The organism is Pseudomonas sp. LAMO17WK12:I10, assembly GCF_900215185.1.
GTDB lineage: Bacteria > Pseudomonadota > Gammaproteobacteria > Pseudomonadales > Pseudomonadaceae > Aquipseudomonas > Aquipseudomonas chlororaphis.
The window spans coordinates 151,499-176,412 of record NZ_OBDX01000015.1; the positions used below are offsets into that span (position 1 = coordinate 151,499).

The window sequence follows — 24,914 nt, forward strand, 5'->3', positions numbered from 1 at the left end:
CCCCTTGTAGGAGCGAGCTTGCTCGCGATAGCCGCAAGACGGCGCTACCCCAGGCACCGCCCATCCAGGTATCGCAAACACCGGGCCCCGCCCAAGTGGAGCACCCAGCATGAAACCGATCATCGAGCTGCTGTCATCGGCCGAACGCGCCTTGCGCGCGCTGCTGGTAATCGTCCTGGAACGGATCGCCACCCTGCTGACCAAGGCCAGTGTGCGGCTATATGCCCGGGGCCTGCTGAGCGGGGTCGAGATCCGCCTGCTGCTGGGCCTTGCCAGCGCCCTTCATCGCCGCTGCATCCGCCTGCTGCGATCCGCCAAGCCATGAAACACACAAGGGAGAGTCCTCATGTCGGGAACTACTCTGCTGATCAACCTCGCTGGCTCCATCGCCCTGCTGCTGTGGGGCACCCAGATGATTTCCTCGGCGCTGCTGCGCGGCTTCGGCACCCAGCTGCGCCAGTGGCTGGGGCAGCACCTGAACAACCGCTGGATGGCCCTGCTGTCCGGCATCGCCATCACCGGGGTCCTGCAAAGCAGCACCGCGGTGAGCCTGATGGCCAGCTCCTTTACCGCCACCGGCACCCTGGGCCTGGCCCCCGCGCTGGCGGTGATGCTCGGGGCCAATATCGGCTCGACCCTGGTGGTGCAACTGCTCAGCGTCGATATCTCGATCCTCACGCCGCTGGTGCTGCTGGCGGGCTTTATCGTCTTTCGCCTGCGCGACGACTCGCGCTTTGAAAGCCTCGGCTGCGCGCTGATCGGCCTGGGGCTGATGCTGCTGGCCCTGCGCATGCTCGGCAGCACCCTGGGCGAAGTGGAAGGCACGCCGGTGTTCGCCGCGCTGATGCGTGGCCTCGACGGCGACCTGCTGATCGCCCTGCTGGCGGCGGCGCTGCTGACCTGGCTGTGCCACTCCAGCGTCGCCGTGGTGCTGCTGGTGGCGTCCCTGGCCGCCACCGGGCTGCTGTCGTCGGTGACCGCCATGGCCCTGGTGCTGGGGATCAATATCGGCGGCGCCCTGCCATCGCTGTTCAACGCCGATTCCAGCGTCGCCCGGCGCCTGCCCCTGGGCAATCTGCTGGTGCGCCTCAGCGGCGCCGCCGTACTGCTGCCGTGCCTGCCCTGGATCGCCCAGAGCGCGCCGGTCGCCGCCGTCGATGCCAGCCTGCAGGTGGTGTACCTGCACAGCCTGTTCAACCTGGTGCTGGCCCTGTTGTTCATCGGCCTGACCGGGCCCATGGCAACCTTGCTCAACCGCCTGCTGCCGGAGCCGCCGCGCGACGTCGACCCGGGCATGCCGCACTACCTGGACGAAGCCGGCCTGGCGGTGGCCAATATCGGCCTGTCCAACGCCGCCCGCGAAGCCCTGCGCCTGGCCGACATGCTGTCGCTGATGCTCGACCGGGTACTGCGCCTGTTCCAGGCCTCGACCCCGGCCGGTGCAGATGAGGTGCGGCGCATCGACCAGTCGCTGGACCTGCTCAGCGCCGCGATCCGCGCCTACCTGGCGGATATCGGCCAGGACGGCATCAGCGACCAGGACGCCGACCGCGCCCAGGAAATCCTGCTGTTCGTGATCAACCTGGAACACGCCGGCGACATCCTCTCCAGCAGCCTGACCCAACTGGCGGCGCGCCGGCTGCGGCGCGGCGAGCAGTTCTCGGTGTTCGAGCTGGACTGCATCGAGCCCTTGCACCAGGCCGTGGTCGACAGCCTGAGCCTGGCGATCACCGTGTTCCTGCGCGAAGACCTGGCCAACGCCCACCAACTGCTGAACCGCAAGGAACTGGTCAGGCGGCTGGAAGCCGACGCCAGCCGCGAGCACTTTCGCAGCCTGCGCGAGGACCGCACGGCCTGGGCCGAGTCCGGCGACATTTTCCAGCGGGTGTTGCGCGATTACCGGCGCGTGCACCACCACATCGCGGCCCTGGCCTATCCGGCGCTGGAGCGGGCCGGCGAGCGCGACCTGGATAACGCCGAACTGGGTGAAATGCTGCTGGACAACCCGTTGAGCATCCAGCCGACGGCGCAGGAGACCGCACGATGCGTGTCCTGATCTGCGCGGGGCGCCACTGCGCCGACGTCCAGCTGTGCCGGCGGGTGCTCGACGCCTTTCAGCGCCTGCATGAAGTGCAGGTGCTGATCCACGGCGGCAGCCAGTTTCTCGGCGCACAAATAGAAGACTGGGGCCGGGAAATCGGCGCCGACATCGTGCGTTACCCGGCCAACTGGCAACTGCACGGCAAGCTCGCCGAACGCCTGCGCAACGCCTTCATGTTGCGCGACAGCCGGCCGGACATGGTCATCGCCCTGCCCGGCGGCGACGACACCGAAGAGCTGGTGGCCCTGGCCAGGGCCGCGGGCATCCAGACCCTGTCAGTGAGCGACTGGCAATGACCCTTTTCCCCACTCGACTACTTCCCCACTCGACTACGCAGCGGCCCACACAGCGCGGCCGCCGCCCATGCCTTAGCGAGAACCGACATGTCCAAATACAGCCCTTCGCGCCACAACCGCTTCGCCAGCCTCACGCGCGACCTGCCCCCGGCGAAACGGCGCATGCTGCGACGCAACCTGATGTTCGTCACCATCACCCTGAGCCTGATCGGCCTGCTGACCCTGGTCGCCAAGGCCAACGCCGCGGGCGGCGCCTATGTGGTGGACGACGGCGCAATCAACGCACCGGGGGAATGCAACCTGGATATCTGGTATCAGAGCCTGCGTCACCACGGCGCAAGCCATGGCGCGGTGGTCTCCCCGGCCTGCACCTTCGCCGGCCTGCCCAGGCTGCAACTGGGCGCCGCCCTCGAGCGCAACCGTGAGGATGGCCACGGGGAAACCCAGCTGAGCCCGCAACTCAAGGCGCAACTGTGGAACCGCGAAGACCTGGGCCTGCAACTGGCATTGGCGACGTCCGCGCATTTCGCCCTCAACCGCAACCACTCGTTCGACGGTGGCGACATCGGTCTGCCCCTGACCTATCAGCCCCTGGACAGCCTGCGCCTGAACCTCAACGCCGGCTGGGCCCACGCCTATGACGACGGCCAGCAGAACCACCACTGGACCTGGGGCGGCGGCTTCGAATACGACCTGGGCGAACGCCTGACCCTGGTCGCCGAGCGTTACGGCCAGCGCGGCGGCCAGCAGGCCTGGCAAGCCGGGCCACGACTGCACCTGGGGGCGAACCTGGACCTCGACCTGGTGCTCGGTGGCCAGTTGAACGAAGGCCGCGACCGCTGGCTGACCAGCGGCGCGACCTTGAGGTTCTAAGAGGCTTCTGCAGGAACGGCCGGCCGACGCTCGATTGCTGGCGATAGGGACGACGCGGTGTGCCTGACACACCGCCTCGCGAGCAAGCTGCGCTCCTACAGGATCGGCGCCTGCCGCGAGTCCGCGCTCGCCGCAAAGCCTGTAGGAGCCAGCTTGCTGGCGATAGGCGCAGCGCGCCGGCAGGTCAGACTAATGCAGACTCAGCGGATATCGCTGCGCCGATACAGGCTCAGGCCCAGCGCCAGCACCGCGAGCATGCCGGCGCAGCTGCGGTTGATCCACAGCATCACCCGCGCGGAGAAGGTGCGCATGGCATAGCGCCCGCCAAAAATGTAGGTCGCCATCATAGCGATGCGCCCCAGTCCGCCACCTGGCGGGCGCTGATGCTGACGCCGCCGCACACCACGATCACCACGTCCCGCGCCGCGGCGATGGCCGGGTGATCGAGATAGGCCACCGCCAGCGAGACGCCGCAGGCCGGCTCCACCAACTGGCGCAGATCGTCGGCATAACGCACCACGCCGAGGATCGCCTCGGCATCCGACAACACCAGCGACTGATGGGCAAAAGCCTGGATCTGCTGCAACGGCCAGGCCGCCACCTGGGCCGCGCCGAGGGAACTGGCGACGGTGTCGATCTTCGCCAGTTTGACCGGGTGCCCGGCCGCCAGCCCCGCGGCAAAGGAAGCGCTGCCGGTGGTTTCACAGGCGATGATCCGGCAGTCCTGGCGCTGGTGGCGCAGCAGGCCGGTGAGGATGCCGGCCAGCAAGCCTCCGCCGCCCACCGACGCCACTATGGTGTCGACCTGCGGACAGTCTTCGAGGATCTCATCGACCATGCTGCTGTGCCCTTGCCACAGCACCGGGTGGTCGAAGGCCGGCACGTATTCGCTGTCGGCAGCGCTGCTCAGTTGCAGCGCGCGTTCGTTGGCCTGGTCCCAGACCTGGCCATGCACCAGCACCTCGGCGCCGGTCCGGGCGATGCGTTCGCGAGTGGTTTGCGCGGTGGTCTGCGGCACCACGATGCAGGCTTGCAGGCCAAGGCTGGCCGCCGCCATCGCCGTGGCCAGACCGGCATTGCCGCCGGACGGACAGACCACGCGGCGCTTGCCCTGCTGCGCCGCCTGGGTACAGAGCAGGCCCAGGCCGCGCATCTTGAACGAGCCGCCGGGCTGCAGGTTTTCCAGCTTGAGCCAGATGCGCCGGGTGGCCGTGGACAACCCGGGATGCAGGATCAGGGGGGTGCGGATATGCAGCATCATGGGCTCCTTGAATGAAGACGGGCGTCTTGCAACCCTAGACGCTCAGGCCTGCCTATGCCGCCTCCCCCAGCCGCTCGCCGGTCAGCGAATCGGCGGTATGCGGATATCGCCTTGGCGGCACTGGGTGCGCACGCCCTTGCCACAAGCGCCGAACCCCAGGTTCTTGTCCAGGCAGACCCGCACTTCGGAGAGTTCCGGGCCGCTGCACAACACCGCGACGCCCTTCTCCGGAATGCCCGGGTTGGCCTGGCGGAACAACTGCTCGATCTCCCGGGCCTCGAAGTAATGCACGGTGGTCGAAGGTTCCAGCACCTCGGGAATCTTCACCTTGCCCAGGGCCTGGTCGGAGGTCTCCAGGTAGCCCATGGCGCCCAGGCCGCTGCAGGTGCCGTGCTTGCTCCATTCGTGCTCCAGCAGCTTGGCGGTGGGGAACAGGGTCAGGCCCTTGGCCCGCTCTTCGGCGTTCAACTGCGTCAAGGGCGGGCAGGATTCCGGCCAGCCGCCCTTGGCGTATTGCGGCCACAGGCCATGCAGGACAAAACCGTAGCCCTTGCCAGAGCACTGCTCGTTTTCCGGATGGGTCAGGCAAAAGGTCGGCGACCAGGACAGCGACAGCAGGTAGTAGTCGAACACCCCGGCGACCGAGTCGCGCTGCTGTCGCGCCTCCCGTGCCTGGCTGACCCCGACGGTGCAGATCATCAGCGCGGCCAGCGCCGCGGTTGCAAACAGTTTTCTCATAGACCCTCTCCTTGGGATGGGGCAGTGGGTGAACGGCCCCGTAGTGACCTGGCCGGTAGCGGCCAGACACCCTTCTTGGCACGGGGCTGTTGCAGGAAGATGACAGGCCGCCTCCCCCGCGGGGAAGCTGGCCGATGTTAGCGAAGCGTTTTAGCAGACAGATCGGGTTGGCGCCATGGCCAGCGGGCAGCGTCTACGCAATGGCCAGGCGAATGTGGGATTTGTGGCGAACACTCGCTTCTGTAGGAGCGAAGCTTGCTCGCGAAGTGGTGTGTCAGGCACACCGCGCTGCCCCAATCGCCGACAATCGAGCGTCGACCGGCCGCTCCTACCGAAGCATCTGCGGGGTGAACGATAAATAACGATCGTTGGCGCCAAGTGCGCAAGATCGTTCAAGCCATTTCCGTCACGGGCTGGCACAGTCGGTTCCCGTTCCTTGATTGCAGGCTGTCATGTCTAGCATTGTTCTTCCCCGCACCGCGTTCCTGCGCGGTGCCGTTGCCATCCTGCCGCTGTCCCTGGCCACCGCGCCCTGGGGGTTGCTGGCGGGTTCCATGGCCATCGAGGCCAATCTCACGCCCCTGCAAGGCCAGGGCTTGTCGAGCATCGTCTTCGCCGGCGCCGCGCAACTGGTGGCGATCGGCATGCTCAAGGGCGGCGCGGGGATCTTCTCGATCCTGCTCACTACCCTGCTGCTGACCTCCCAGCACCTGCTGTACGGCATGAGCCTGCGTTCGGTGATTTCGCCGCTACCAGGGCGCTGGCGGGTCGGCCTGGGCTTCCTGCTCACCGATGAGCTGTTCGCCCTGACCAGTCAGCACGACAAGCAGCAGTTCGACCGCTGGTATGCCCTTGGCGTGGGCCTGACGTTCTATATCGCCTGGAACCTGTTCACCCTGGCCGGGATCGTCCTCGGGCGCGCCATCCCCGGGCTCGAACACCTGGGCCTGGACTTCTCCATCGCCGCCACCTTTATCGCCCTGATCACGCCGCTGGTGCGCAACGTGCCGGCCGTGGTCTGCGTGGCGGTGTCGCTGTTCTGCTCGGTGCTGTTCAGCTACTGGCAATGGGGCTCGGCCCTGGTGCTGTCGGGCCTGCTGGGCATGACCGCGGGTTTTCTCTGCAACAAGTTCTACCGGGAGCGCACATGATGGTCTGGGCAGTGATTTTCGGCATGGGCTTGCTGGTGTTTCTCAACCGCTATGTGTTTCTCGAACCGCGCCTGCCGGTGCGCCTGAGCAGCAACGCCCGGCAGTTCCTCGGCTTTGCCGTACCGGGCATGCTCACCGCGATCTGCGGGCCGATCGTGTTCATGCCCGAGCAGCAGCTGAACCTGGCCTACGACAACCCGTACCTGATCAGCTCGCTGGTGGCCATCGTGCTGGTGATCTACACCCGCAACACCCTGGTCAGCATGCTGCTGAGCATGGCGTTCTTTTTCCTGCTGCGCTGGTGGTTGTAGGGGCTGGTTGGCGCTCTGAAGAACGCGGTGTGCCTGCCCCACCGCCCTGCCCCCAATCGGCAACCCGGCCCCTCAAGGCGCCTTGGCTTCGCGCAACAGCTGCTGGATCACCTGTTCCTGCGTCTCGTAACTGCCCTCGCCAAAGTGGCTGTAGCGCACCTGGCCGCGGGCGTCGACAAAGTAGTGGGCCGGCCAGTACTGGTTGTCGAAGGCACGCCAGATCGCATAGTCGTTGTCGATGGCCACCGGGTAGCCGATATCCAGCTTGCGCACCTGGGCCGTGACGTTGTCGATGACCTTTTCGAAGGCGTATTCCGGGGTGTGCACGCCGATCACCACCAGCCCGTCCTTGGCGTACTTTTTCGCCCAGGCGTTCACATACGGCAGGCTGTGCTGGCAGTTGATGCAGTCGTAGGTCCAGAAGTCCACCAGTACCACCTTGCCGCGCAAGGCTTCGGCGTCCAGCGGCGGCGAATTCAACCATTGCACCGCGCCACTCAGCGAAGGCATCGGGCCCTTGCTCGGCAGCGTCTCGGCGGGTGCCGCGCCAGCCTTGTCGATCAGATAGTCCAGGGCCTTGGGCACGCTCTTCAGCAGGCCCTGCTCGAGGGCCGCGCCGCCTTGGGATGAGGTGCTGGCCAGCAGGCGGTCGTCCACCCCGCTGCCGATCGCCACGGCCGCCAGCAACACCAGGCAACCGGCGGCACGGCGCAACCAGGCGGTGGCCGGCAGGGACGGCTTGAGCCGGTTGACCAGCCCTCTTCCGGCAAAGATCAGCAGCCCCAGGGACAGGGCACTGCCCAGGCCGTAGGCCAGCAGCAACAGGCTGGTCTGGGCGCTCGCCCCTTGCAGCATGGCACCAGTCAGGATCACCCCGAGAATCGGCCCGGCACAGGGCGCCCAGAGCAAGCCGGTGGCCACCCCCAGCAACAGCGCCGCCAAGGGCCCGGAGAACTTGCGCGCCCGATCGAGGCGCAGGCCGTCCAGGCGATTGCCCAGGCTGACCCAGGGGCGGGCCAGCCAGTTGCCGAAGCGGGTAAATATCAGCGACAACGCGAACAGCCCCAGCACAATCAGCGCCAGCTGGCGCCCGATGCCGTTGGCCCGGACGATCCAGTCGCTGCCGACCACCGCCAGGCTCGACACCAGGGCAAAGGTCAGCGCCATGCCGCCGAGGGTCAGCAGCACCGAGCCGCGCGAGCGGTCGGCCCGGGCGAACAGGAACGGCACCACCGGAAGAATGCAGGGGCTGAGGATGGTCAGGACCCCGCCGAGAAACGCTATGAGCAACATGGCATCACCTGTGATCGGTCAATGTCCCGCCCGCCATCGATGGCGGGCGTATCCAGGGTGGGCAGGCCGGTTCAGGCCTGGTTGTCGGCGCGCATCCCTTGCGGGGTGCGCTCGTAGCCGCCTTCGGCGAGCAGCGGCGCCGCTCGCTCTGGCTGGCCGCCCTGGCTCAAGGGCGCGAGCTGGAAGCAGGTCGTGCAGGACGAATCGGCGGCGCTGGCATCCACAGCCACACCGGCCAGGGTCAAGGTCAGGGCAAGCAGGCAGGTTTTCAGGGTGTTCATGGGCTGATCCTCATGTTCAACAGGGACTACATGACAAGTGAGTGCACTCAGTTGCCGTCGTTACAGTTGTTGGCGAACTTGCGGTAATCCAGGGCCTGGGTACGGCCCTGGGAATCGAGGTAGGTCATGCGGGCATTGACCACGCCGCAGCTCGGCTCGGCGTCTTCGGTCATCGACAGGACTTTCTGGATATCCAGCTGGGTGCCATAGCTGTAGGTCTGGGCCTGCACGGTGCTTTCGGCGCGGGCCGACAGGGTGCAGATATTCAGCGCGGCGAACAGGCAGGCAGCGTAGAGGGCGGTTCGTTTCATGCGGGTTTCCTCGAACGACAATGGGTTGGGTTGCGAGGCCAGTGGCTGTGCCTCGATGGAGCCCATTGAATGCGCGGCAGGTATCGCGCTTGTGTCGGCAAACCGCCCTTGCGGTGTCCCTGCGTATCCATGCAGCCGGGGGATACACAGCGATACAAAGGCGTCGGAAAAACCCTGTTTTGCATCGCCGTGTATTCAGCCAGGCGCCAGATACACTGCAATACAAAAGCCCGCAGGCAGGCCCGCCCGGGCCCTATAGACTAGGCAGCACGACCCTATGCAGAGGCAACCCCATGGATCATGTCGATCACGTATTGATAGTCGATGACGACCGCGAAATCAGAGAGCTGGTAGGCAACTACCTGAAAAAGAACGGCCTGCGCACCACGGTAGTGGCTGACGGCAGGCAGATGCGCAGCTTCCTGGAAACCACCCCGGTGGACCTGATCGTGCTCGACATCATGCTGCCCGGCGACGACGGCCTGCTGCTGTGCCGCGAGCTGCGCGCCGGCAAGCACAAGGCCACGCCGGTGCTGATGCTGACCGCGCGCAACGACGAGACCGACCGCATCATCGGCCTGGAGATGGGCGCCGACGACTACCTGGTCAAGCCCTTCGCCGCCCGCGAGCTGCTGGCGCGGATCAATGCCGTGCTGCGCCGCACGCGCATGCTGCCGCCGAACCTGGTGGTCACCGAGAGCGGCCGCCTGCTGGGCTTCGGCCGCTGGCGCCTGGACACCACCGCGCGCCATCTGCTGGACCAGGACGGCACCCTGGTCGCCCTGAGCGGCGCCGAATACCGGCTGCTGCGGGTGTTCCTCGACCACCCGCAACGGGTACTCAACCGCGACCAGCTGCTCAACCTGACCCAGGGCCGCGACGCCGACCTGTTCGACCGCTCCATCGACCTGCTGGTCAGCCGCCTGCGCCAGCGCCTGCTGGACGACGCCCGCGAACCGGCCTACATCAAGACCGTGCGCAGCGAGGGTTATGTGTTCTCGCTGCCGGTGGAGATCCTCGAGGCCGCGTCATGAAGCTTGCGTTGCACTGGCCGCGCACCCTCGCCTCGCGACTGTCGCTGATTTTCCTGATCGGCCTGGCGCTGGCCCAGGGCCTGTCGTTCGCCGCGCAGTCCTACGAGCGCTACCAGAGCGCGAAGATGACCATGCTCGGCAACCTGGAGAGCGACGTCGCCACCTCCATCGCCATCCTCGACCGCCTGCCCGCCGCCGAGCGCCCCGCCTGGCTGCAACGTCTGCAACGGCGCAACTATGGCTACCTGCTCAGCGCCGGCGAACCCGGCCAGCCCATGGACAGCGCCGATGTACCGGTCTCGGTGAACTCGATCAAGAACGCCATTGGCGGCGACTACCACCTGACATTCAACACCATCCCCGGACCGCGCCAGCACTATCAGGCCCACCTGCAACTGGCCGACGGCAGCCCGCTGACCATCGACGTGCGCCCGGCGATGACGCCGATATCGCCCTGGTTGCCGGCAGTGTTGCTGGGGCAGTTGCTGGTGCTGATCCTCTGCGCCTGGCTGGCGGTACGCATCGCCGTGCGCCCGCTGACCCGGCTGGCCCAGGCGGTGGACAGCCTCGACCCCAACACCCACGGCGTACACCTGGACGAAAAGGGCCCGATCGAAGTGGTGCACGCGGCCAAGGCCTTCAATGCCCTGCAGGCGCGGATCGGCGCCTACCTCAAGGAGCGCATGCAACTGCTGGCGGCGATTTCCCACGACCTGCAGACGCCGATCACCCGCATGAAACTGCGCGCCGAGTTCATGGACGACTCCACCGAGAAGGACAAGCTGTGGAACGACCTGAGTGAAATGGAGCACCTGGTGCGCGAAGGCGTGGCCTATGCCCGCAGCATCCATGGCGCCACCGAGGCCAGTTGCCGCATCGACCTGGACGCGTTTCTCGACAGCCTGGTGTTCGACTACCAGGACACCGGCCAGGACGTCGAGCTGGCCGGCAAGAACGGCGCGCTGATCGACACCCGCCCCCACGCCCTGCGCCGGGTGCTGGTGAACCTGGTGGACAACGCGCTGAAGTTCTCCGGCGCGGCGCGGATCGAAGTCCAGGCACAAGCCGGCGATCGCCTGTCGGTCAAGGTCCTGGACCGCGGCCCGGGGATCAGCGAAGAGCAACTGGCCGAAGTGCTCAAGCCGTTCTATCGGGTGGAAAGCTCGCGCAATCGCGACACCGGTGGCACCGGCCTGGGGCTGGCCATCGCCCAGCAACTGGCGGTGGCCCTGGGTGGCTCGCTGCGCCTGAGTAATCGCGAAGGGGGAGGCCTGTGCGCGGAGCTGATCCTGGTCAGCAACAAGGCCAGCCTCTGAGCGCCTCGCTACACAGGCTTACATAACCGCCCCTCGCCGACACAGCCGATATACATGGCCTTGCAAGACTCCTGGGACGCGCCGCGACAGCGGCGCCCAACCTCAAGGAGCCTCTCATGCCCACACCATCCCTTCCCTCGCGTTTCCACGGCTGGCGGCTGTTCAGCCTGCTGGCCGCCGCCGTGCTGCTGATGACCGCGCTGGTGCTGCTGCTCGAGCCGAACCTGGTCGAGGCCACCCGCAGCGCCATCCGCGCCACCGCGCGTTCGTCCTTCGTGCTGTTTCTGCTGGCCTTCACTGCCTCGGCATTCGCCGTGCTGCTGCCCTCTCCCCTGAGCCAGACGCTGGTGCGCGAGCGCCGTTTCATCGGCCTGGCGTTCGCCTTCTCGCACCTGCTCCACGCGCTGCTGATCTACAGCTACGGGCAACTGAACCCGCAGTTCTGGCCCGGCCGCAGCACCCTGGGCAACCTGCCCGGGTCCGTGGGTTACCTGTTTATCCTGCTGCTGACCCTGACCTCGTTCAAAGGCCCGGCCTCGCTGCTCAGCCGCACGGCCTGGAAACGCTTGCACACCACCGGCATGTGGGTGATCGCCGCGATATTCGCTTTCTCCAATTTCAAACGCATCCCCTTGAGCGCCTGGTACCTGCTGCCTTTCACGCTCACCTGCTCGGCCATGGCGATCAACCTGCTGGGCAAGCTGGCCCAGGCCAACAAACGCCGGCAACGCCAGGCCCTGAACCCGCGCTGAGCTGATACCGCCCCGGTAGCCGCTGGCGCAGGCGCTGCGATCGACGTCGCAGGCGGCGCCGCTTTTGTAATGCCCCCCACTTTGCCCAGGAGATCCACCCGATGATCCTCACACTGTCGTCCGCCCTCGACGGGCTGCAACGCCACCTCAATCGCCTGTCCCCTTGGGTCGCCCTCCTCAGCCTGCGCCTGTTGCTGGCCTGGGAGTTTTTCGAGTCGGGCCTGGAAAAATGGCGGGGGGAAAACTGGTTCCAGCAGATCCAGTCCGCCTTCCCCTTTCCCTTCGACCAGTTGCCGGCGAGCCTGAACTGGCAGCTGTCGATGTGGGCCGAGCTGCTGTGCCCCCTGGCGCTGCTGCTGGGCCTGGGCACCCGCTGCGCCGCGCTGGTGCTGATCGTGGTCACAGTGGTCGCCACCGCCGCCGTGCACTGGCCGGCCGACTGGTCAAGCCTCAGTGAACTGGCCCAGGGATACGCCATCAGCAACAAGGGCCACGGCAACTTCAAACTGCCGGTGATCTACCTGGCGGCGCTGCTGCCGCTGCTGTTCCAGGGCCCGGGTAAACTCAGCCTGGATGCATTGATCGGGCGCCTGCGCCACGGACGCTGATCCCTCGGGGCAAAAAAAGCCGCAGCTTGCGCTGCGGCTTTGGTGTTTCTACGGGAGAAAAGCTTGATAACAGACGCATATCCCTGTAGCCGCTGGCGCAGCCTGCGATCGGCTGCGCAGCAGACGCAAACCCAGGCAACGCGGTATGCCAGGGAGAACGTGCAACCGGGTTTTACGACGGCTACGCCGTCGAGCGCAGGCTGCGCCAGCGGCTACATCGGGCCGATAACGGCTGGAGCCGGCATCTTTCAAGCGCGTATCGGATTGAACCGCCGATCGCTGCAAAGCAGCCGCAGCTTGAGCTGCGGCTTTGGCGTTTCTACGGCGGAAGTTCGATAACAGGCACATATCCCCGTAGCCGCTGGCGCAGCCTGCGATCGGCTGCGCAGCAGACGCGAACCCAGGCAACGCGGTGTGCCAGGGAGAACGTGCAACCAGGTTTTACGACGGCTACGCCGCCGAGCGCAGGCTGCGCCAGCGGCTACATTGGGCCGATAACGGCTGAAGCCGGCATCTGTTCAAGCGTCTATCGGATTGAACCGCCGATTGCTGCAAAGCAGCCGCAGCTGGCGCTGCGGCTTTGGTGTTTCTGCGCAGGGAACGTTCGATAACAGACACATATCCCCGTAGCCGCTGGCGCAGCCTGCGCTCGGCTGCGCAGCAGACGCGAACCCAGGCAACGCGGTGTGCCAGGGACAACGTGCAATCGGGTTTTACGACGGCTACGCCGCCGAGCGCAGGCTGCGCCAGCGGCTACATCGGGCCAATAACGGCTGGAGCCGGCATCTGTTCAAGCGCCTATCGGATTGAACCGCCGATTGCTACAAAGCAGCCGCAGCTTTGCGCCGCAGCCTTGGTGTTTCTGCGCAGGGAACGTTCGATAACAGGCGCATATCCCTGTAGCCGCTGGCGCAGCCTGCGCTCGGCTGCGCAGCAGACGCGAACCCAGGCAACGCGGTGTGCCAGGGACAACGTGCAAGCGGGTTTTACGACGGCTACGCCGCCGAGCGCAGGCTGCGCCAGCGGCTACACAGGGCCGATAGCGCCTTGGCCGTGCAGTTGTCGTAGCAGGCTCTGGCCATTGGCGAGAAAGGTGTCGAGGTCGTCGATGCCCGCTTCCAGGGCCAGGCCTTGCAACTGGGCGCGACCGTGGAGTTGGGGGAACGCCTCGATACGCTCCAGCAGGCGCCAGGCCAGCGGGCTGAGTTCGCAAAAGCGCACGCGGTAGCCGGCATCGCGGTAGATCAGCAACAAGGTCGGTGCTGCCCCGGGTTCGCTGGGATGCCAAGCCGGGCCCAGGCGCTGCACCGGCCAGGCGTAGGCCAGCGGCCAGGCCAGGGGCGACAGGCGCAAGGGCTGGGTCAGCAGCCGCTCCGGGTCGCTGGCCGGCAACGGTTCGGCTTCGGTCTGTTGCAGGGCCATTTCGATCCACTCGTAATGGCTCAGTTCGACCATGAAGGCCGGCCAACTGCCGTCCTGCAAACCGGCGGGCGTGGAAGCCATCCAGGCCACGAATTCGCCGGCGATCTCGCCGAACTTTGGCGTGGCACAGCGGTGCTCGCGCAGGAACACCCGCAGCAGCCGGCGCCATTCCGTCTCGCCGAGCACCGAACGCAGCACCGGAAAAGTACCACTGAGCAACGACAGCAGGTTGTCGAACACCAGCTCGCGGTAAATCTCCACTCGCACGCGGTCCATCCCGGCGGGCGGCGCCCGGTGCTCGGGGTCGCGCAGGTAGGCGGTCAGGGCCTGTTGCTGGGCGTCGAGGGCGATCATCGGCTTATCCATGGGCCAGCCTCCCCTGCATCTGGCAGGCACTGGCCTGCAACTGGCGGATGCTGTCCAGCTCGCCCAACAGCTCGGCGAATGGCGGGAAGTTGAAGTCCCGTTCCAGCAGGGTCGGTTGCACGCCAAACAGTTGGTAGGCGCGCGCCAATAAATCCCAGACCACCGCTTTGACCGGCGCACCGTGGGTGTCGATCTTCAGGCTGTCGGACTGGTCGTAGTGCCCGGCCACATGCATCGCCACCACCCTTTCTGGCGGCAGGCCGGCAAGAAAGGCCTGGGGCTCGAACCCGTGGTTCACCGAGTTGACGTAGAGGTTGTTGACGTCCAGCAACAGGTCGCAATCGGCTTCGGCCAGCACCGCGTTGGTGAACGCCAGCTCGTCCATGTCCTGGCGCGGCGCGGCGTAGTACGAGACATTCTCCACCGCCAGGCGCCGGCCCAGCACCTCCTGGGCCTGGCGGATGCGCGCCGCGACATGGCGCACCGCCTCTTCGGTGAACGGCAGCGGCAGCAGGTCGTAGAGGTGCCCGTCGTCGCCACAGTAGCTCAGGTGTTCGCTGTACAGCGGCACCTTAAAACGCTCGAGAAACTGCCGCACTTCCCGCAGGAACCCCAGGTCCAGCGGTGCCGGGCCACCGAGGGACAACGACAGCCCGTGGCAGCTCAGCGGGTAACGCTCGGCCAGGGCGCGCAACGCGGCGCCATGGGCACCGCCGATGCCGATCCAGTTCTCCGGCGCCAGTTCCAGAAAGTCAAAAGCGCCCGCAGGCGCCGTATGCAATGAGTCGAGCAAGGCACGACGCAAGCCAAGCCCCACGGTTGCCGAAACAGGCAACCGCGGAGCCTGGGCAGATAACACGCTGTGAGAGGGTTGCATGGGCCAGTCTCCTGGTTGCCCCGGAAAAAACCGGGGGGCACCCGGGTGCCCCCCACCACCGTCGATCAGGACTCGATCGCCGCACCGCACTTGCCTTCGCCACATTTGCCTTCGGCCGAACCGGCCTTGGCCGCCAGGTACTGCTTGGCTTCGCTCAGGCTGATGGCGCCATCGTGGTTGGCGTCGATCTTGTCGAACTCGGCGGCGCGCTCGGGGGCGGCGGCGATGAACTCCTCGCGGGAGACCTTGCCGTCGTGGTTAGTGTCGGTCTTGGCGAACTTGTCTTCGCCACACTTGCCTTCGGCCGAGGTCTTGACCCCGTCGGCCGCGGCCAGGGTGTAGCCCTGGGACAGCTCGGTCATGCTCAGCGCCGAAGCGGCGGTGGACAGGCCCAGGCCGCCGACCAGTGCCAGGCCAAGCGCGACGTTGGAAACGTTGGAGAGTTTGAACATGCTGATACCCCTTCGATGGATTGATTAACGGTTCCCGCCACCGACACCGAGAAGCTCGGTGCTAGCGGGTGGACGTAGTTAATCCTCGGGGTGTATCCGGGTTGTGTGCGCAACCGGCGCCAGGACAAGCAGGTGTATCAGCAGCGGGCCGATACACACTCCGATACAAGGCCGTCGGCCAGCCGGCCTGTTGAGCGCTGGCTCAACTGGCCGAAGTGCAACGCGGGATGTCCTGCAGCGAACGGTAGACCGGCAGGCCCAATTGCTCACCCATGGCGACCAGGGCATCGGCACGGGCGCAGGCTCCGCCGACGCGCAGCAGCGCGTCGCAACGCTGCAACTGATGCCGCGCACGCGCCTGGAACTCGCCGACAGCGCTCGAGTCGCCCGCCGCCACCCCCAGCCACTGGCCGAACACAGGGCTGTGCCCGGCCTCGAACAGCCGCGCGGCCCAGTCATCCAGGCTGGCGACCTGCTGCGCCAGCACCGCCGCATCGTCGGTTGCCGAGTACCGGGGCGCGGCCACCAGGATCGTCAGGCGGCGCGGCGGCATCAGGCGCAGTTCCAGGTATTGCAGGAGCATGATGGTCTTGCCATCGACGATCTCGCCGCTGCGCACCATGTCCAGCGCCTGCTGGTAACCCAGTTCCAGCACCTCGATGTCCTCGCCCTCTTCCTCCAGGCCGCCACCGTCGCCGATACGGTAGTCGGGGGAGTATTCGCCAATGAAAAAGTGGATGCGCTCGGTGACCGAGCCGGGGCTCATGAAGGCTTCATAGACCTTCTCCACCGCGCCGACGCGGTAGCCGGTTTCCTCTTCGGCTTCCAGGCGGATGCGCTGTTCCGGGCTGGCATTGTCCAGCAGGCCGGCGGCGGTCTCGATCAAGTAGCCGCTGTGCTCGTTGACGTAGGTCGGCATGCGGAACTGGCGGATCAGCAGCACCGTGCGCCGCTCGCGGTTGTACAGCAGGATGGTCGCGCCATTGCCGCGGTCGTAGACCTCGCGGGTCTGCGCCTGCCAGCTGCCGTCGCGGCGTTGCAGGTCGAAGCTGTATTTCTTCAGCAGGTACCAGTTGTCGGAGAGCATCTCTTCGGCGGTGATGCGCACGGGTGCGGCTTGCATGGTCTTCCCCCTTGGCAATGGGCCGACATTCAACACGAGGGATGCGCCAGATGTCGATCCCAACCCAAGCCGACCGTTGACAGGCAGCGGCCCGGGCAGAAACGACAACGCCCCTCATGGGAGGGGCGTTGGCGATGATGCGTTAAGTTCGCTTACACCTGGATCAGGTTGGCGATCTTCACGTCCGGATCGACATCGGCTTCATAGTCGACGCCGTCGATCTCGAAACCGAACAGGCGCAGGAATTCCTGCTTGTAGCCGGCGAAGTCGGTCATCTGGTAGAGGTTTTCGCTGGTGACTTCATCCCACAGCTGCTTCACGCGGTCCTGGACGGCAGGTTCCAGTTCTTTGTAGTCGGCACGCAGGCGGCCTTCCTGGTCGATGATCGGGTTCGGGTTGTACAGGCTGTCCTTATACAGACCGTAGACCTGCTCGATGCAACCTTCGTGACTGCCCTGCTCTTTCATGACCTTGAACAGCAGCGACAGGTACAGCGGCATGATCGGGATCGCCGAGCTGGCCTGGGTCACCACGGCCTTGAGCACCGATACCCGCGCGTCGCCGCCCAGGTCCGACAGCTCCTTGCGGATGCCGATGACTTTCTGGTCCAGGTCCTTCTTGGCTTCGCCGATGGAACCATTCCAGTAGATGTCGTGGGTCAGCTTCTCGCCCAGGTAGGTGAAGGCGGTGGTTTTAGCGCCTTCAGCCAGGACGCCGGCTTCGTGCAGCGCATCGATCCACATCTGCCAGTCTTCGCCGCCCATCACGGCCACGGTGCCGTCGATTTCTTCCTGGGTGGCTGGCTGCAGGGTGGTTTCCTTAACGATTTCCTTGTCGGTATCGACACCGCGCAGGGTCACCGATTTGCCCAGCGGCTTGAGGGTCGAGCTCAGGACTTCGCCGGTTTTCGGGTGGGTACGGCGCGGAGCGGCCAGGCTGTAGACCACCAGGTCGATCTTGCCCAGGTCGCGCTTGATGGTTTCGATGGTCTGGCGCTTGACTTCGTCGGAGAAGGCGTCGCCGTTGATGCTCTTGGCGTACAGGCCTTTTTCTTCGGCGAACTTGTGGAAAGCCGCGGTGTTGTACCAGCCGGCGGTGCCGAGCTTGCCGTCAACGCTGCCGCGCTCGAAGAACACACCCAGGGTGTTGGCGCCGCAACCGAAGGCGGCGGTGATACGTGCGGCCAGGCCGTAGCCGGTGGAAGCGCCGAGCACCAGTACGTTCTTTGGCCCAGCGTCGATGGTGCCTTGTTCGGTGACGTAGTCGATCTGTTGCTTGACGTTGGCTTCGCAACCGACCGGGTGGGTCGTCACACAGATAAAGCCGCGAACGCGGGGTTTGATGACCATACACAATCTCCCAATTTCAATATGCCAAGAGCCAATACGGGCTGCAGCAGCGTCACTTGTTCAAGTCGTAGACGCTCGGAACGTCCTCGCGTCACGCCTTGGGTTTTCAATGAGTGCAGATTTGCCCGCCAGCATAAGTTCATTCCGGGGTTTGGGCCAGAAAACGCTGAGATTGCTCCATGACCTGTACAGCCAGGGAAAAGCTGCGTCATTTGTTCAAACGGTGGGCATCGTAGGCATCCAGGGCCTGATAGGCGGTATAGGTCGCCTGCGCCGCGACCAGACCGGCCAAGCCAAAGGTGGGCACCAGGCCAAACTGGCCAAAGCCCCGGGGAATCGGAATGGCCTTGGCGATGGCATCCGCCAGCACTTCCCCCGCCACCGTGGTCGGCGCCATGCCGTGACCGCCAAACCCCACGGCATGCCACACGCCGTTGTCGTCCCGGCCGATCTGCGCCATCTGCTGGCGGCCGTAGCTCATCAGCCCGCCCCAGGAATACTCGATCTCGACGTCGGCCAGTTGCGGGTAGACCGTGACCAGATCGGCTTTGAGCAAGCCGGCGATCGCCTGCGGGCCACGATTGAGGATGGAAATGCGCCCGCCCCAGAGGATCCGGCTGTCCGCCAGCGGGCGGTAATAGTCGAAGGCAAAGCGGGTGTCGTAAATGGCCGACTCGCAGTTGATCGCTTCCCGCAAACGCTCGCCCAGGGGTTCGGTCGCCACTACATAGGTGGCAATCGGCAGCGTCGCCCGCTCCACCGGCCGGTATAGCCCGCGGGCATACCCACCCGCGGCGAACACCACCTGCTCGGCCAGGACTTCGCCACCCGCGGTCTTGACCAGGTACTTGCCGCCCTGCTGCTCGATCGCCAGGGCCGCCGAGTGTTCGTGGATATCGATGCCATAGCCGGCCACAGCCGCCGCCACGCCATAGACATACTTGAGCGGGTGGAAGTGAAAGGCATTGCTCTCGAACAAGGCGCCGAAATAGCGCTCGGTCTTGAGCTTTTCCCGCAACTCGTCCGGCGCCACATACTGCCAGTCGACGCCATAGACCTCCTTCATTAGCTGCCGAGGCTTTTCCAGGCGCGCCGGGTCGTTGAACCAGTTGGCCAGCAGCACGCCCCTGTCGGTCAGGTCGCACTGGATACCGTATTGCCGGACGCGCTGGCGGATCAGCTCGACCGCATCGATGGTCAGCCGGTAGAGCCGCCGCGCTTCCTCGCGGCCCAGGGTCTTGAGCAGCTCGGCATTGCCCAGGCAATAGCCGCCGAATACAAAACCGCCGTTGCGCCCCGAGGCGCCGTGCCCCACGGTGTGGGATTCCAGCACCACCACGTCGGTCACCCCGCGTTCAGCCAGGCCAAGCGCCGTGGACAGCCCGGCCAGCCCGCCGCCCAGAATGCACACCCGGGTTTCCACCCGGCCGCCGAGCGCCGGATAAGCGGTCTTTTCAACCGTGGCCTGGTAATAACTTTCGAGAAAATCCTGACTCATCACTTGGCTCCGACCTGGGTCATTCGCACAGGAAGACCCGCACTCTCATTCATAGCCGATTCCAGCGGCGGGCAAGTCTCGGACTTGTTGCGAATCATCGAAAAGCTCATGTCATCGAACCGGACGAACCTGGATCCACTGACAACTTTGTGCGCCAGCCAGATCGCCAGGAACAGCACCAGGCCAATATAGGTGGCGGTCAGCCCGGCCCAATCGATCGAGTCGCCGAGCAGGGCTTGATAGTTCTGCCCCAGGGTGACGAACAGGCACAGGACAAAGGCGAAAATCGGCCCGAACGGAAAGAACCGCGACACATAAGGCAAATTGCCCAGGTCATGGCCCTGGCGCACATAACCACGGCGAAACCGGTAGTGGCTGACCGCAATGCCCAGCCAGGCGATAAAGCCGAGCATGCCCGAGGTGTTGAGCAGCCAGTTATAGATCTGCCCCGGGCTGAAGATGAAGGTCAGGAAGCACAGGGCCGCCACCGTGGCCGTGGCCAGCAGCGCCCACCGCGGGGTACCGGATGCGCTCAAACGGGCGAAGATCGCCGGCGCCTTGCCCTCCAGGGCCAGGCTGTAGAGCATCCGCGAGGAGGCATACATGCCGGAGTTCCCGGCGGACAGCACCGAGGTCAGGATCACCGCGTTCATCACCGCGGCCGCGCCGAGCATGTCGGCCCGTTCGAAGATCAGGGTGAAGGGGCTGACACGGATATCGGACACCCCATTCCTCAACAGGCTCGGGTCGTTGTACGGAATCAACAGGCCGATGATCAGGATGGTCAGCACGTAGAACAGCAGGATCCGCCAGAAGATCTGCCGCACCGCGCGTGGCACGTTTTTCCCGGGGTCCCGGGTTTCACCGGCGGCGATGCCGACAAACTCGGTGCCCTGGAACGAAAACCCCACGATCATCGCCACCCCGACCAGGGCCCCCAGGCCGCCGACAATCGGCGCATCGCCAATCAACCAGAGCCTGGGGCCGGCATTTTCGCCGCCGCTGAGAATGCCGAACAACATCAGAATGCCCACCGTGATAAACAGCAGGATGGTGATGACTTTAATCAGGGCGAACCAATATTCGGACTCACCGAACAAGCGCACCGAGGCCATATTAAGTGCGCTGATGATCAATAGAAAACCCGCACTCCAGATATACCCCGGCACATCCGGAAACCAATAAGCCATGATGATCTGCGCGGCCACCAGATCGACTGCAACGGTCACCGCCCAGGCATACCAGTAGTTCCAGCCCAGGGCGAAGCCGAAACTTTCATCGACATACTTGGAGGCATAAGTCGAGAACGAACCGGTGACTGGCATGCAGGACGCCAGTTCGCCGAGGCTGGTCATCAGGAAGAACACCATGGCGCCGATGACCACAAAGGCCAGCAGCGCGCCGCCCGGCCCGGACTGGGCAATGGTCGAGCCCGAGGCGACGAACAGCCCGGTACCGATGCAGCCGCCGATGGCGATCATGTTCAGGTGCCGGGGCGTCAGGGCTCTTTTCAGTCCGCCGGCGGTTTTCTCATTATGAAAATCGCCCGCTGTATCGCACGCAGCCGGCACTCTTGTGGAGTCTGTCATGGCTTACCTTCTTATTATATTTAAACCACCCATGATTGAATCATGCTGTTTGGAAGTGTTCGCGAGTTGTTTTTCCACCCCCACTAAAGCCCACAAAAATACCGCTGACAAATGATTTTCCCGAATCACATCAGTCCCATACGGAATACGCCAAAAGTTACAAAACCCAATAAGCAGAAACACTAAATACCCACAACTAAACGTCTAACAAACCGTCAGGTTTAATTGGTTTTCGACGGCATAAAACAGAAAATCCCTACACGCTAACAACTTGACTTAAAGAACATAGTGTTTGAATGACCACGCCCACGCCTGGCACCGGGCAATGCCCGCAGCGGCCCTGGAAAGAAGGAAAAGAGAGGGTCGTGCGCAGGCCCGTCGCGGTCCACTTCGCGTCCGCCTGGAGCGCGGCGCTGCTGCCCCATCGAGCGGCCGGCTAACTCTGCCAACCCACAAACCACTGCCCGAACGCCCGGGCCGGCAATGGCGAGGAAAACAACTGGCCCTGCCCCACGTCATAGCCCCGCGCCTGCAGGATGTCGCGCTGCGCGGGGTGTTCGATGCCCTCGGCGATGACCCGCAGGGACAGGCCCTTGCCGATGCCGATGACCGCCTCGCTCAAGGCGCGGCAGGTGGCGTCGTGCTCCAGCTCCTCGACGAAGCTCTGGTCCAGCTTCAGCTCGTTGATCGGCAAGCGCCGCAGATAGCCCAGGCTGGAATAGCCCGCGCCAAAGTGATCGATGGCCAGGCGCACGCCCAGGGTATGCAGGTCCTGGAGGGTCTGCTCGGTGGTCGGGCTGCTGCACAGGAAAACGCCCTCCGTGACCTCCACGCACAGGTCCGCCGGCTGCAGGCCGCAACGCTGCAACTGGCGGGCGATCAGGGCCGCCAGGTTGAGGTTGTGGAAGTTGATCGGCGACAGGTTGACCGAGATGGACGGCACCCGGATTCCCGATCGACGCCAGCGCGCCAGTTGCTCGCAGGCCTCGCACAGCACCCACTGGCTGAGGTAGTTGATCAACCCGCACTCCTCGGCCAGCGCGATGAATTGCGCGGGCGGGATATTGCCCAGGCGCGGATGCTCCCAGCGCGCTAGCGCCTCGACCCCGACCAGGCCGTTGCTGTGCAAGTCGATCTGCGGTTGATAGACCAGATGCAGGCCGTCGCTGGTCAGGGCCTGGCGCAGCGCCGTCTCCAGCTGCAGGCGCTGCTGGGCGAGCTGGTCCATCTCCTCGAGGAAGAACCTGAAACCGCCGCGCTCGGTTCGCTTGGCCTGGTACATGGCGATATCGGCGCAATGCAGCAGGCTTTCCATATCCTGGCCGTCGCTGGGGTACAGGCTGACGCCGACACTGGCCGAAGGCACCACGGCGGTCCCGGCAATATCGGCCGGGGCGCCCAGGGTCGGCATCAGGCGTTCGAGAAAGGCCGTGACCCGGGTGGCGTTCATCCGGGGCAGCACCAGCACGAACTCGTCGCTCGACAGCCGGCCGACGATGTCCGACTCGCGCAGCACGCTGCGCAGCCGTTGCGCCATAAGCTGCAGCAGCTCGTCGCCCGAGGCATGCCCCAGGGCCTCGTTGACCTGCTTGAAGCGGTCCAGGTCGACATACAGCACCGCCAGCTCACCCTGCTCCAGGGCCACCTCGGCGATGCTACGGTTGGCCTCGGCCAGCAGGGAACTGCGATTGGGCAAGCCGGTCAGGGCATCGGACAAGGCCATGTGGCGGATCGACTGGCGCGCCTCCTCGCGCTCCAGCGCCAGCATGCACAGGTGGGTCCCGGTCATGATCAGGTGGGCATGGGTGGTATCGGGCTTGCGGCTCTCGCGGAAGTACAGGGCAAAGGTCGCGCACACCCTGCCGGCGCTGTTGCGCAGCGGGATCGACCAGCAGGCCCGCACCCCGGCCAGCTGCGCCAGCAAACGGTAATCGGCCCACAGCGGATCGGTGTCGATATCGGTGACCAGCACCGGCTCGCCACGAAAGGCCGCGGTGCCGCAGGAACCGGCGGCGGGCCCGATCGGCAGCCCCTCCATGGCTTGGGAATAGTCGGCCGGCAGGCCGGGACTGGCCAGGGGGTGCAGCAGCCCCTGCGGGTCCACGCCAAGGATCGAGACGACGACCTCCGGCGCCAGGCGCTCGATTTCCTGGCACAGCAGCGTCAACACGCGTTCCAGGGGCTGCTCTTGCAACAAGGCGCCGATGACCTTGTTCTGCAGCACCTCGGGCAGCCTGGAACGGGTGATGTCGGTGAACACGATGACGATATTGCCGATCCGCCCCTTGGCGTCGAACACCGGCGCCGAGCAGACCTGCACCCACAACCGCTGGCCGTTGCGCTTGCTGACCAGGCCGCAGGCTTCATGGGGCTGGCCACTGAGGATGCTCTCCAGTTGCAGCTCGTCGGCCCGGGCCTGGCCCGGGGTGTCGGCGACGAAGAACATCTGCGGCGAGCGCTGCTCCAGCAATTCCTCGCGGGAATACCCCAGCAAGCGGACCAGGCCGTCGTTGATATAGATCAGCCGGCCGTCGGCGTCGACGATGCAGGTGGCCGAGCTACAGGCATTGACCGACATCGACAGCAAGCGCTGCTCGATATCCTTCAGCCGCGTCTGGGTCACGTCCTTGAAAAAGGCGGCATATAAAATGCGCCCCTGCAGGGTGATCTTCGAGATCGCCATCGCGCCCCAGCGCTCTTCGCCATCCTTGCGTGTGATACAGACATCGCGGCTGGTGCCGATGATCTTGTTGACCCCGGTCTCGCCGTCGTTCCGCGAGCGGATGGGGATCGGCACCAGCATGCTGACGTCGCTGCCCAGCACCTCGCACCGTGGACAGCCCCAAAAGCGTTCGGCCGCCGCGTTGAAGAACACCACCTGGTTGCACTCGTCGATGATCACCACGGCATCGTTGGCCTGTTCCAGGGTCTGCACGAAAAAGTCCGCCGCCTCTTCTCCGGTCGTTGACCCGACGCTCATATCCATGGCCGCCACTGCATGCATGCCCTCACTGTCATCGTCCCTGATCACCGTGAAGCGCCATTAACCGCCCTCGAACTGGAGGGGCCCGTCCTCGAAGCAACACCCGATACGGCTCAGCAAGGCTGAGAAAAGCGTTTTTACCCGGGCGAGCAGGACATCAGGCCATAGGCGTGGACATGGATCTTTTAGGCCATCGACCTGAAATTAGAGAATAGCCGCGAAGTGGCCGGCCCATGGAAAACCGTGCGAACGCCGGTCAGCCACTACTTCTACCTGACCACCGCCGGCCACTTTCACCCCAAGGGCCTGCTGGACGCCATCAGCGAAATCGGCGTCGACCGTGTGCTGTTCTCGGGGGAATGCGCGGAGGTTGTTTGAGTTGAAGTGAAAAAGCGGGTGCGGGTATTCGGGTGAGGTGGTGCTTGGGTATCCGTGCTTTAAATCGTCCTTTCTCTGTCTGTCAGTGCGCTTCTGTGCATGGATGGATGCCTGCCTCGAAGCCCATCTGAAAATGGAACATTTGAGCATTTCAGCTAATGGTCAAAGTGAAAGTGGGTGCATGGTTGCTATCGGCCAATAGCTGCAAGTCACGAAAAGCTGCTTTCGCCCCAAAGCAAACATCATGTGTCTAGCAAATCCGGAGCAATTCGCTGATGTGGAAGTCAAATCCGGCCATGGGCTTTTCGGGCTTTCAAACTGGCTATTCGCGGGCTCCTTACGCAGCGGCAAAGGTGCGGCTGCGATTATCAGTTTGAACCCGTCGGCACGACTTAAGGATGGTCTGAAGTAGCCCAATATTTTCTGGCTAATTCTTCATCCTCGATGCCAAAAGCGGCAGCAGGTCAAGATGCGATCAGATCTGCTGTCTATTTCATATTTTTTCGCCGCTGCGAGCACCTCGTAGCAACCATTTCGCGTACTACAGATGC

At 64.8% G+C, this 24,914-nt stretch carries 25 protein-coding genes; 11 read left to right on the forward strand and 14 right to left on the reverse strand.

All coding sequences use genetic code 11. From position 1 onward, the window contains the following. The first annotated feature begins 109 nt into the window (after positions 1-109). The 4 genes from CRO75_RS17725 to CRO75_RS17740 all read left to right on the forward strand — a co-directional run bounded on the left by CRO75_RS17725 (position 110) and on the right by CRO75_RS17740 (position 3,270). Positions 110-325: a hypothetical protein gene (locus tag CRO75_RS17725; RefSeq protein WP_009043569.1), complete on the forward strand. Its 216-nt coding sequence runs from the start codon at positions 110-112 to the stop codon at positions 323-325. A gap of 21 nt (positions 326-346) precedes the next feature. After that, on the forward strand, positions 347-2,056 hold the full coding sequence (locus tag CRO75_RS17730; protein WP_097137135.1) for a Na/Pi cotransporter family protein: 1,710 nt from the start codon (positions 347-349) through the stop codon (positions 2,054-2,056). Further along, positions 2,044-2,397 (forward strand): DUF2493 domain-containing protein, encoded by a 354-nt coding sequence (locus tag CRO75_RS17735; protein ID WP_009043567.1) that lies wholly within the window; start codon positions 2,044-2,046, stop codon positions 2,395-2,397. The genes CRO75_RS17730 and CRO75_RS17735 overlap by 13 nt, the downstream gene beginning before the upstream one ends. 87 nt (positions 2,398-2,484) lie before the next feature. Beyond that, positions 2,485-3,270 carry a hypothetical protein gene (locus CRO75_RS17740; protein ID WP_097137137.1) on the forward strand — a complete coding sequence of 262 codons (786 nt, stop codon included), beginning with the start codon at positions 2,485-2,487 and terminating at the stop codon, positions 3,268-3,270. Between the two features lie 200 nt (positions 3,271-3,470). On the opposite strand, the gene CRO75_RS17745 is transcribed toward CRO75_RS17740, so the two are convergent. The 3 genes from CRO75_RS17745 to CRO75_RS17755 all read right to left on the reverse strand — a co-directional run bounded on the left by CRO75_RS17745 (position 3,471) and on the right by CRO75_RS17755 (position 5,269). Further along, positions 3,471-3,617 (reverse strand): hypothetical protein, encoded by a 147-nt coding sequence (locus CRO75_RS17745; RefSeq protein WP_239990600.1) that lies wholly within the window; start codon positions 3,615-3,617, stop codon positions 3,471-3,473. After that, on the reverse strand, positions 3,614-4,528 hold the full coding sequence (locus CRO75_RS17750) for a pyridoxal-phosphate dependent enzyme (RefSeq protein WP_097137139.1): 915 nt from the start codon (positions 4,526-4,528) through the stop codon (positions 3,614-3,616). Before CRO75_RS17750 ends, CRO75_RS17745 begins: the two co-directional genes overlap by 4 nt. A gap of 84 nt (positions 4,529-4,612) precedes the next feature. After that, on the reverse strand, positions 4,613-5,269 hold the full coding sequence (locus CRO75_RS17755) for a ribonuclease T2 (RefSeq protein ID WP_097137141.1): 657 nt from the start codon (positions 5,267-5,269) through the stop codon (positions 4,613-4,615). A 452-nt stretch (positions 5,270-5,721) separates the two neighbouring features. On the opposite strand from CRO75_RS17755, the gene CRO75_RS17760 reads away from it, so the two are divergent. Together CRO75_RS17760 and CRO75_RS17765 are read left to right on the forward strand one after the other, a co-directional pair. Next, positions 5,722-6,420, forward strand: a complete 699-nt coding sequence (locus CRO75_RS17760) for an AzlC family ABC transporter permease (RefSeq protein ID WP_097137143.1) — start codon at positions 5,722-5,724, stop codon at positions 6,418-6,420. Then, a complete protein-coding gene (locus CRO75_RS17765) occupies positions 6,420-6,731 on the forward strand; it encodes an AzlD domain-containing protein (RefSeq protein WP_097137167.1) in 312 nt (103 codons plus the stop codon). The genes CRO75_RS17760 and CRO75_RS17765 overlap by 1 nt, the downstream gene beginning before the upstream one ends. Before the next feature lie 72 nt (positions 6,732-6,803). Here CRO75_RS17765 and CRO75_RS17770 read toward each other — a convergent pair whose 3' ends face one another. The 3 genes from CRO75_RS17770 to CRO75_RS17780 form a co-directional block, all read right to left on the reverse strand. Then, entirely contained in the window at positions 6,804-8,024 is a 1,221-nt protein-coding gene (locus CRO75_RS17770; RefSeq protein ID WP_097137145.1) for a cytochrome c biogenesis protein DipZ, read from the reverse strand. Positions 8,025-8,095: 71 nt separating this feature from the next. Continuing rightward, positions 8,096-8,305, reverse strand: coding sequence for a hypothetical protein (locus CRO75_RS17775; RefSeq protein ID WP_009043560.1), 210 nt, complete (start codon positions 8,303-8,305; stop codon positions 8,096-8,098). A 47-nt stretch (positions 8,306-8,352) separates the two neighbouring features. Beyond that, entirely contained in the window at positions 8,353-8,616 is a 264-nt protein-coding gene (locus CRO75_RS17780; protein WP_009048667.1) for a DUF2790 domain-containing protein, read from the reverse strand. Between the two features lie 293 nt (positions 8,617-8,909). On the opposite strand from CRO75_RS17780, the gene CRO75_RS17785 reads away from it, so the two are divergent. The 4 genes from CRO75_RS17785 to CRO75_RS17800 all read left to right on the forward strand — a co-directional run bounded on the left by CRO75_RS17785 (position 8,910) and on the right by CRO75_RS17800 (position 12,326). Next, a complete protein-coding gene (locus CRO75_RS17785) occupies positions 8,910-9,650 on the forward strand; it encodes a response regulator (RefSeq protein WP_023968023.1) in 741 nt (246 codons plus the stop codon). Then, positions 9,647-10,966, forward strand: a complete 1,320-nt coding sequence (locus CRO75_RS17790) for an ATP-binding protein (protein WP_097137147.1) — start codon at positions 9,647-9,649, stop codon at positions 10,964-10,966. The genes CRO75_RS17785 and CRO75_RS17790 overlap by 4 nt, the downstream gene beginning before the upstream one ends. Before the next feature lie 116 nt (positions 10,967-11,082). Beyond that, entirely contained in the window at positions 11,083-11,718 is a 636-nt protein-coding gene (locus tag CRO75_RS17795) for a hypothetical protein (RefSeq protein WP_097137149.1), read from the forward strand. Positions 11,719-11,819: 101 nt separating this feature from the next. Next, positions 11,820-12,326 carry a DoxX family protein gene (locus tag CRO75_RS17800; protein WP_097137151.1) on the forward strand — a complete coding sequence of 169 codons (507 nt, stop codon included), beginning with the start codon at positions 11,820-11,822 and terminating at the stop codon, positions 12,324-12,326. 1,026 nt (positions 12,327-13,352) lie between these two features. Here the strand turns inward: CRO75_RS17800 and CRO75_RS17805 are convergent. The 8 genes from CRO75_RS17805 to CRO75_RS17840 all read right to left on the reverse strand — a co-directional run bounded on the left by CRO75_RS17805 (position 13,353) and on the right by CRO75_RS17840 (position 24,006). Continuing rightward, positions 13,353-14,114 carry a putative DNA-binding domain-containing protein gene (locus tag CRO75_RS17805; protein ID WP_097137153.1) on the reverse strand — a complete coding sequence of 254 codons (762 nt, stop codon included), beginning with the start codon at positions 14,112-14,114 and terminating at the stop codon, positions 13,353-13,355. Continuing rightward, complete coding sequence (locus tag CRO75_RS17810; protein WP_097137155.1) at positions 14,107-14,991, reverse strand: DUF692 domain-containing protein; 885 nt, start codon at positions 14,989-14,991, stop codon at positions 14,107-14,109. Before CRO75_RS17810 ends, CRO75_RS17805 begins: the two co-directional genes overlap by 8 nt. A 65-nt stretch (positions 14,992-15,056) precedes the next feature. Further along, entirely contained in the window at positions 15,057-15,443 is a 387-nt protein-coding gene (locus CRO75_RS17815) for an EF-hand domain-containing protein (RefSeq protein ID WP_009043551.1), read from the reverse strand. A gap of 202 nt (positions 15,444-15,645) precedes the next feature. Continuing rightward, positions 15,646-16,566 (reverse strand): GDP-mannose pyrophosphatase NudK, encoded by a 921-nt coding sequence (gene nudK / locus CRO75_RS17820; RefSeq protein ID WP_097137157.1) that lies wholly within the window; start codon positions 16,564-16,566, stop codon positions 15,646-15,648. A 152-nt stretch (positions 16,567-16,718) separates the two neighbouring features. Further along, entirely contained in the window at positions 16,719-17,915 is a 1,197-nt protein-coding gene (fabV, locus tag CRO75_RS17825; RefSeq protein ID WP_016704607.1) for an enoyl-ACP reductase FabV, read from the reverse strand. Between the two features lie 208 nt (positions 17,916-18,123). Next, entirely contained in the window at positions 18,124-19,413 is a 1,290-nt protein-coding gene (locus CRO75_RS17830; protein WP_097137159.1) for an FAD-binding oxidoreductase, read from the reverse strand. Continuing rightward, positions 19,413-21,002, reverse strand: a complete 1,590-nt coding sequence (locus CRO75_RS17835) for an amino acid permease (protein ID WP_097137161.1) — start codon at positions 21,000-21,002, stop codon at positions 19,413-19,415. The genes CRO75_RS17830 and CRO75_RS17835 overlap by 1 nt, the downstream gene beginning before the upstream one ends. A gap of 436 nt (positions 21,003-21,438) precedes the next feature. Continuing rightward, positions 21,439-24,006: an EAL domain-containing protein gene (locus tag CRO75_RS17840; RefSeq protein WP_097137169.1), complete on the reverse strand. Its 2,568-nt coding sequence runs from the start codon at positions 24,004-24,006 to the stop codon at positions 21,439-21,441. A gap of 222 nt (positions 24,007-24,228) precedes the next feature. On the opposite strand from CRO75_RS17840, the gene CRO75_RS33550 reads away from it, so the two are divergent. Next, complete coding sequence (locus CRO75_RS33550; RefSeq protein ID WP_256596230.1) at positions 24,229-24,363, forward strand: hypothetical protein; 135 nt, start codon at positions 24,229-24,231, stop codon at positions 24,361-24,363. Positions 24,364-24,914 lie beyond the last annotated feature (551 nt).

Bases quoted from the DNA above. Each gene is read 5' to 3' on its own strand.
- fabV (WP_016704607.1), bottom strand. From the start codon at position 17,915: ATGGTCATCAAACCCCGCGTTCGCGGCTTTATCTGTGTGACGACCCAC.
- CRO75_RS17725 (WP_009043569.1), top strand. From the start codon at position 110: ATGAAACCGATCATCGAGCTGCTGTCATCGGCCGAACGCGCCTTGCGC.
- CRO75_RS17760 (WP_097137143.1), top strand. From the start codon at position 5,722: ATGTCTAGCATTGTTCTTCCCCGCACCGCGTTCCTGCGCGGTGCCGTT.
- CRO75_RS17795 (WP_097137149.1), top strand. From the start codon at position 11,083: ATGCCCACACCATCCCTTCCCTCGCGTTTCCACGGCTGGCGGCTGTTC.
- CRO75_RS17800 (WP_097137151.1), top strand. From the start codon at position 11,820: ATGATCCTCACACTGTCGTCCGCCCTCGACGGGCTGCAACGCCACCTC.
- CRO75_RS17765 (WP_097137167.1), top strand. From the start codon at position 6,420: ATGGTCTGGGCAGTGATTTTCGGCATGGGCTTGCTGGTGTTTCTCAAC.
- CRO75_RS17835 (WP_097137161.1), bottom strand. From the start codon at position 21,002: ATGACAGACTCCACAAGAGTGCCGGCTGCGTGCGATACAGCGGGCGAT.
- CRO75_RS17730 (WP_097137135.1), top strand. From the start codon at position 347: ATGTCGGGAACTACTCTGCTGATCAACCTCGCTGGCTCCATCGCCCTG.
- CRO75_RS17770 (WP_097137145.1), bottom strand. From the start codon at position 8,024: ATGTTGCTCATAGCGTTTCTCGGCGGGGTCCTGACCATCCTCAGCCCC.
- CRO75_RS17840 (WP_097137169.1), bottom strand. From the start codon at position 24,006: ATGCATGCAGTGGCGGCCATGGATATGAGCGTCGGGTCAACGACCGGA.
- CRO75_RS17775 (WP_009043560.1), bottom strand. From the start codon at position 8,305: ATGAACACCCTGAAAACCTGCCTGCTTGCCCTGACCTTGACCCTGGCC.
- CRO75_RS17780 (WP_009048667.1), bottom strand. From the start codon at position 8,616: ATGAAACGAACCGCCCTCTACGCTGCCTGCCTGTTCGCCGCGCTGAAT.
- CRO75_RS17830 (WP_097137159.1), bottom strand. From the start codon at position 19,413: ATGAGTCAGGATTTTCTCGAAAGTTATTACCAGGCCACGGTTGAAAAG.
- CRO75_RS17790 (WP_097137147.1), top strand. From the start codon at position 9,647: ATGAAGCTTGCGTTGCACTGGCCGCGCACCCTCGCCTCGCGACTGTCG.
- CRO75_RS17745 (WP_239990600.1), bottom strand. From the start codon at position 3,617: ATGATGGCGACCTACATTTTTGGCGGGCGCTATGCCATGCGCACCTTC.
- nudK (WP_097137157.1), bottom strand. From the start codon at position 16,566: ATGCAAGCCGCACCCGTGCGCATCACCGCCGAAGAGATGCTCTCCGAC.
- CRO75_RS17810 (WP_097137155.1), bottom strand. From the start codon at position 14,991: ATGCAACCCTCTCACAGCGTGTTATCTGCCCAGGCTCCGCGGTTGCCT.
- CRO75_RS17755 (WP_097137141.1), bottom strand. From the start codon at position 5,269: ATGAGAAAACTGTTTGCAACCGCGGCGCTGGCCGCGCTGATGATCTGC.
- CRO75_RS17735 (WP_009043567.1), top strand. From the start codon at position 2,044: ATGCGTGTCCTGATCTGCGCGGGGCGCCACTGCGCCGACGTCCAGCTG.
- CRO75_RS17805 (WP_097137153.1), bottom strand. From the start codon at position 14,114: ATGGATAAGCCGATGATCGCCCTCGACGCCCAGCAACAGGCCCTGACC.
- CRO75_RS17750 (WP_097137139.1), bottom strand. From the start codon at position 4,528: ATGCTGCATATCCGCACCCCCCTGATCCTGCATCCCGGGTTGTCCACG.
- CRO75_RS17740 (WP_097137137.1), top strand. From the start codon at position 2,485: ATGTCCAAATACAGCCCTTCGCGCCACAACCGCTTCGCCAGCCTCACG.
- CRO75_RS17785 (WP_023968023.1), top strand. From the start codon at position 8,910: ATGGATCATGTCGATCACGTATTGATAGTCGATGACGACCGCGAAATC.
- CRO75_RS17815 (WP_009043551.1), bottom strand. From the start codon at position 15,443: ATGTTCAAACTCTCCAACGTTTCCAACGTCGCGCTTGGCCTGGCACTG.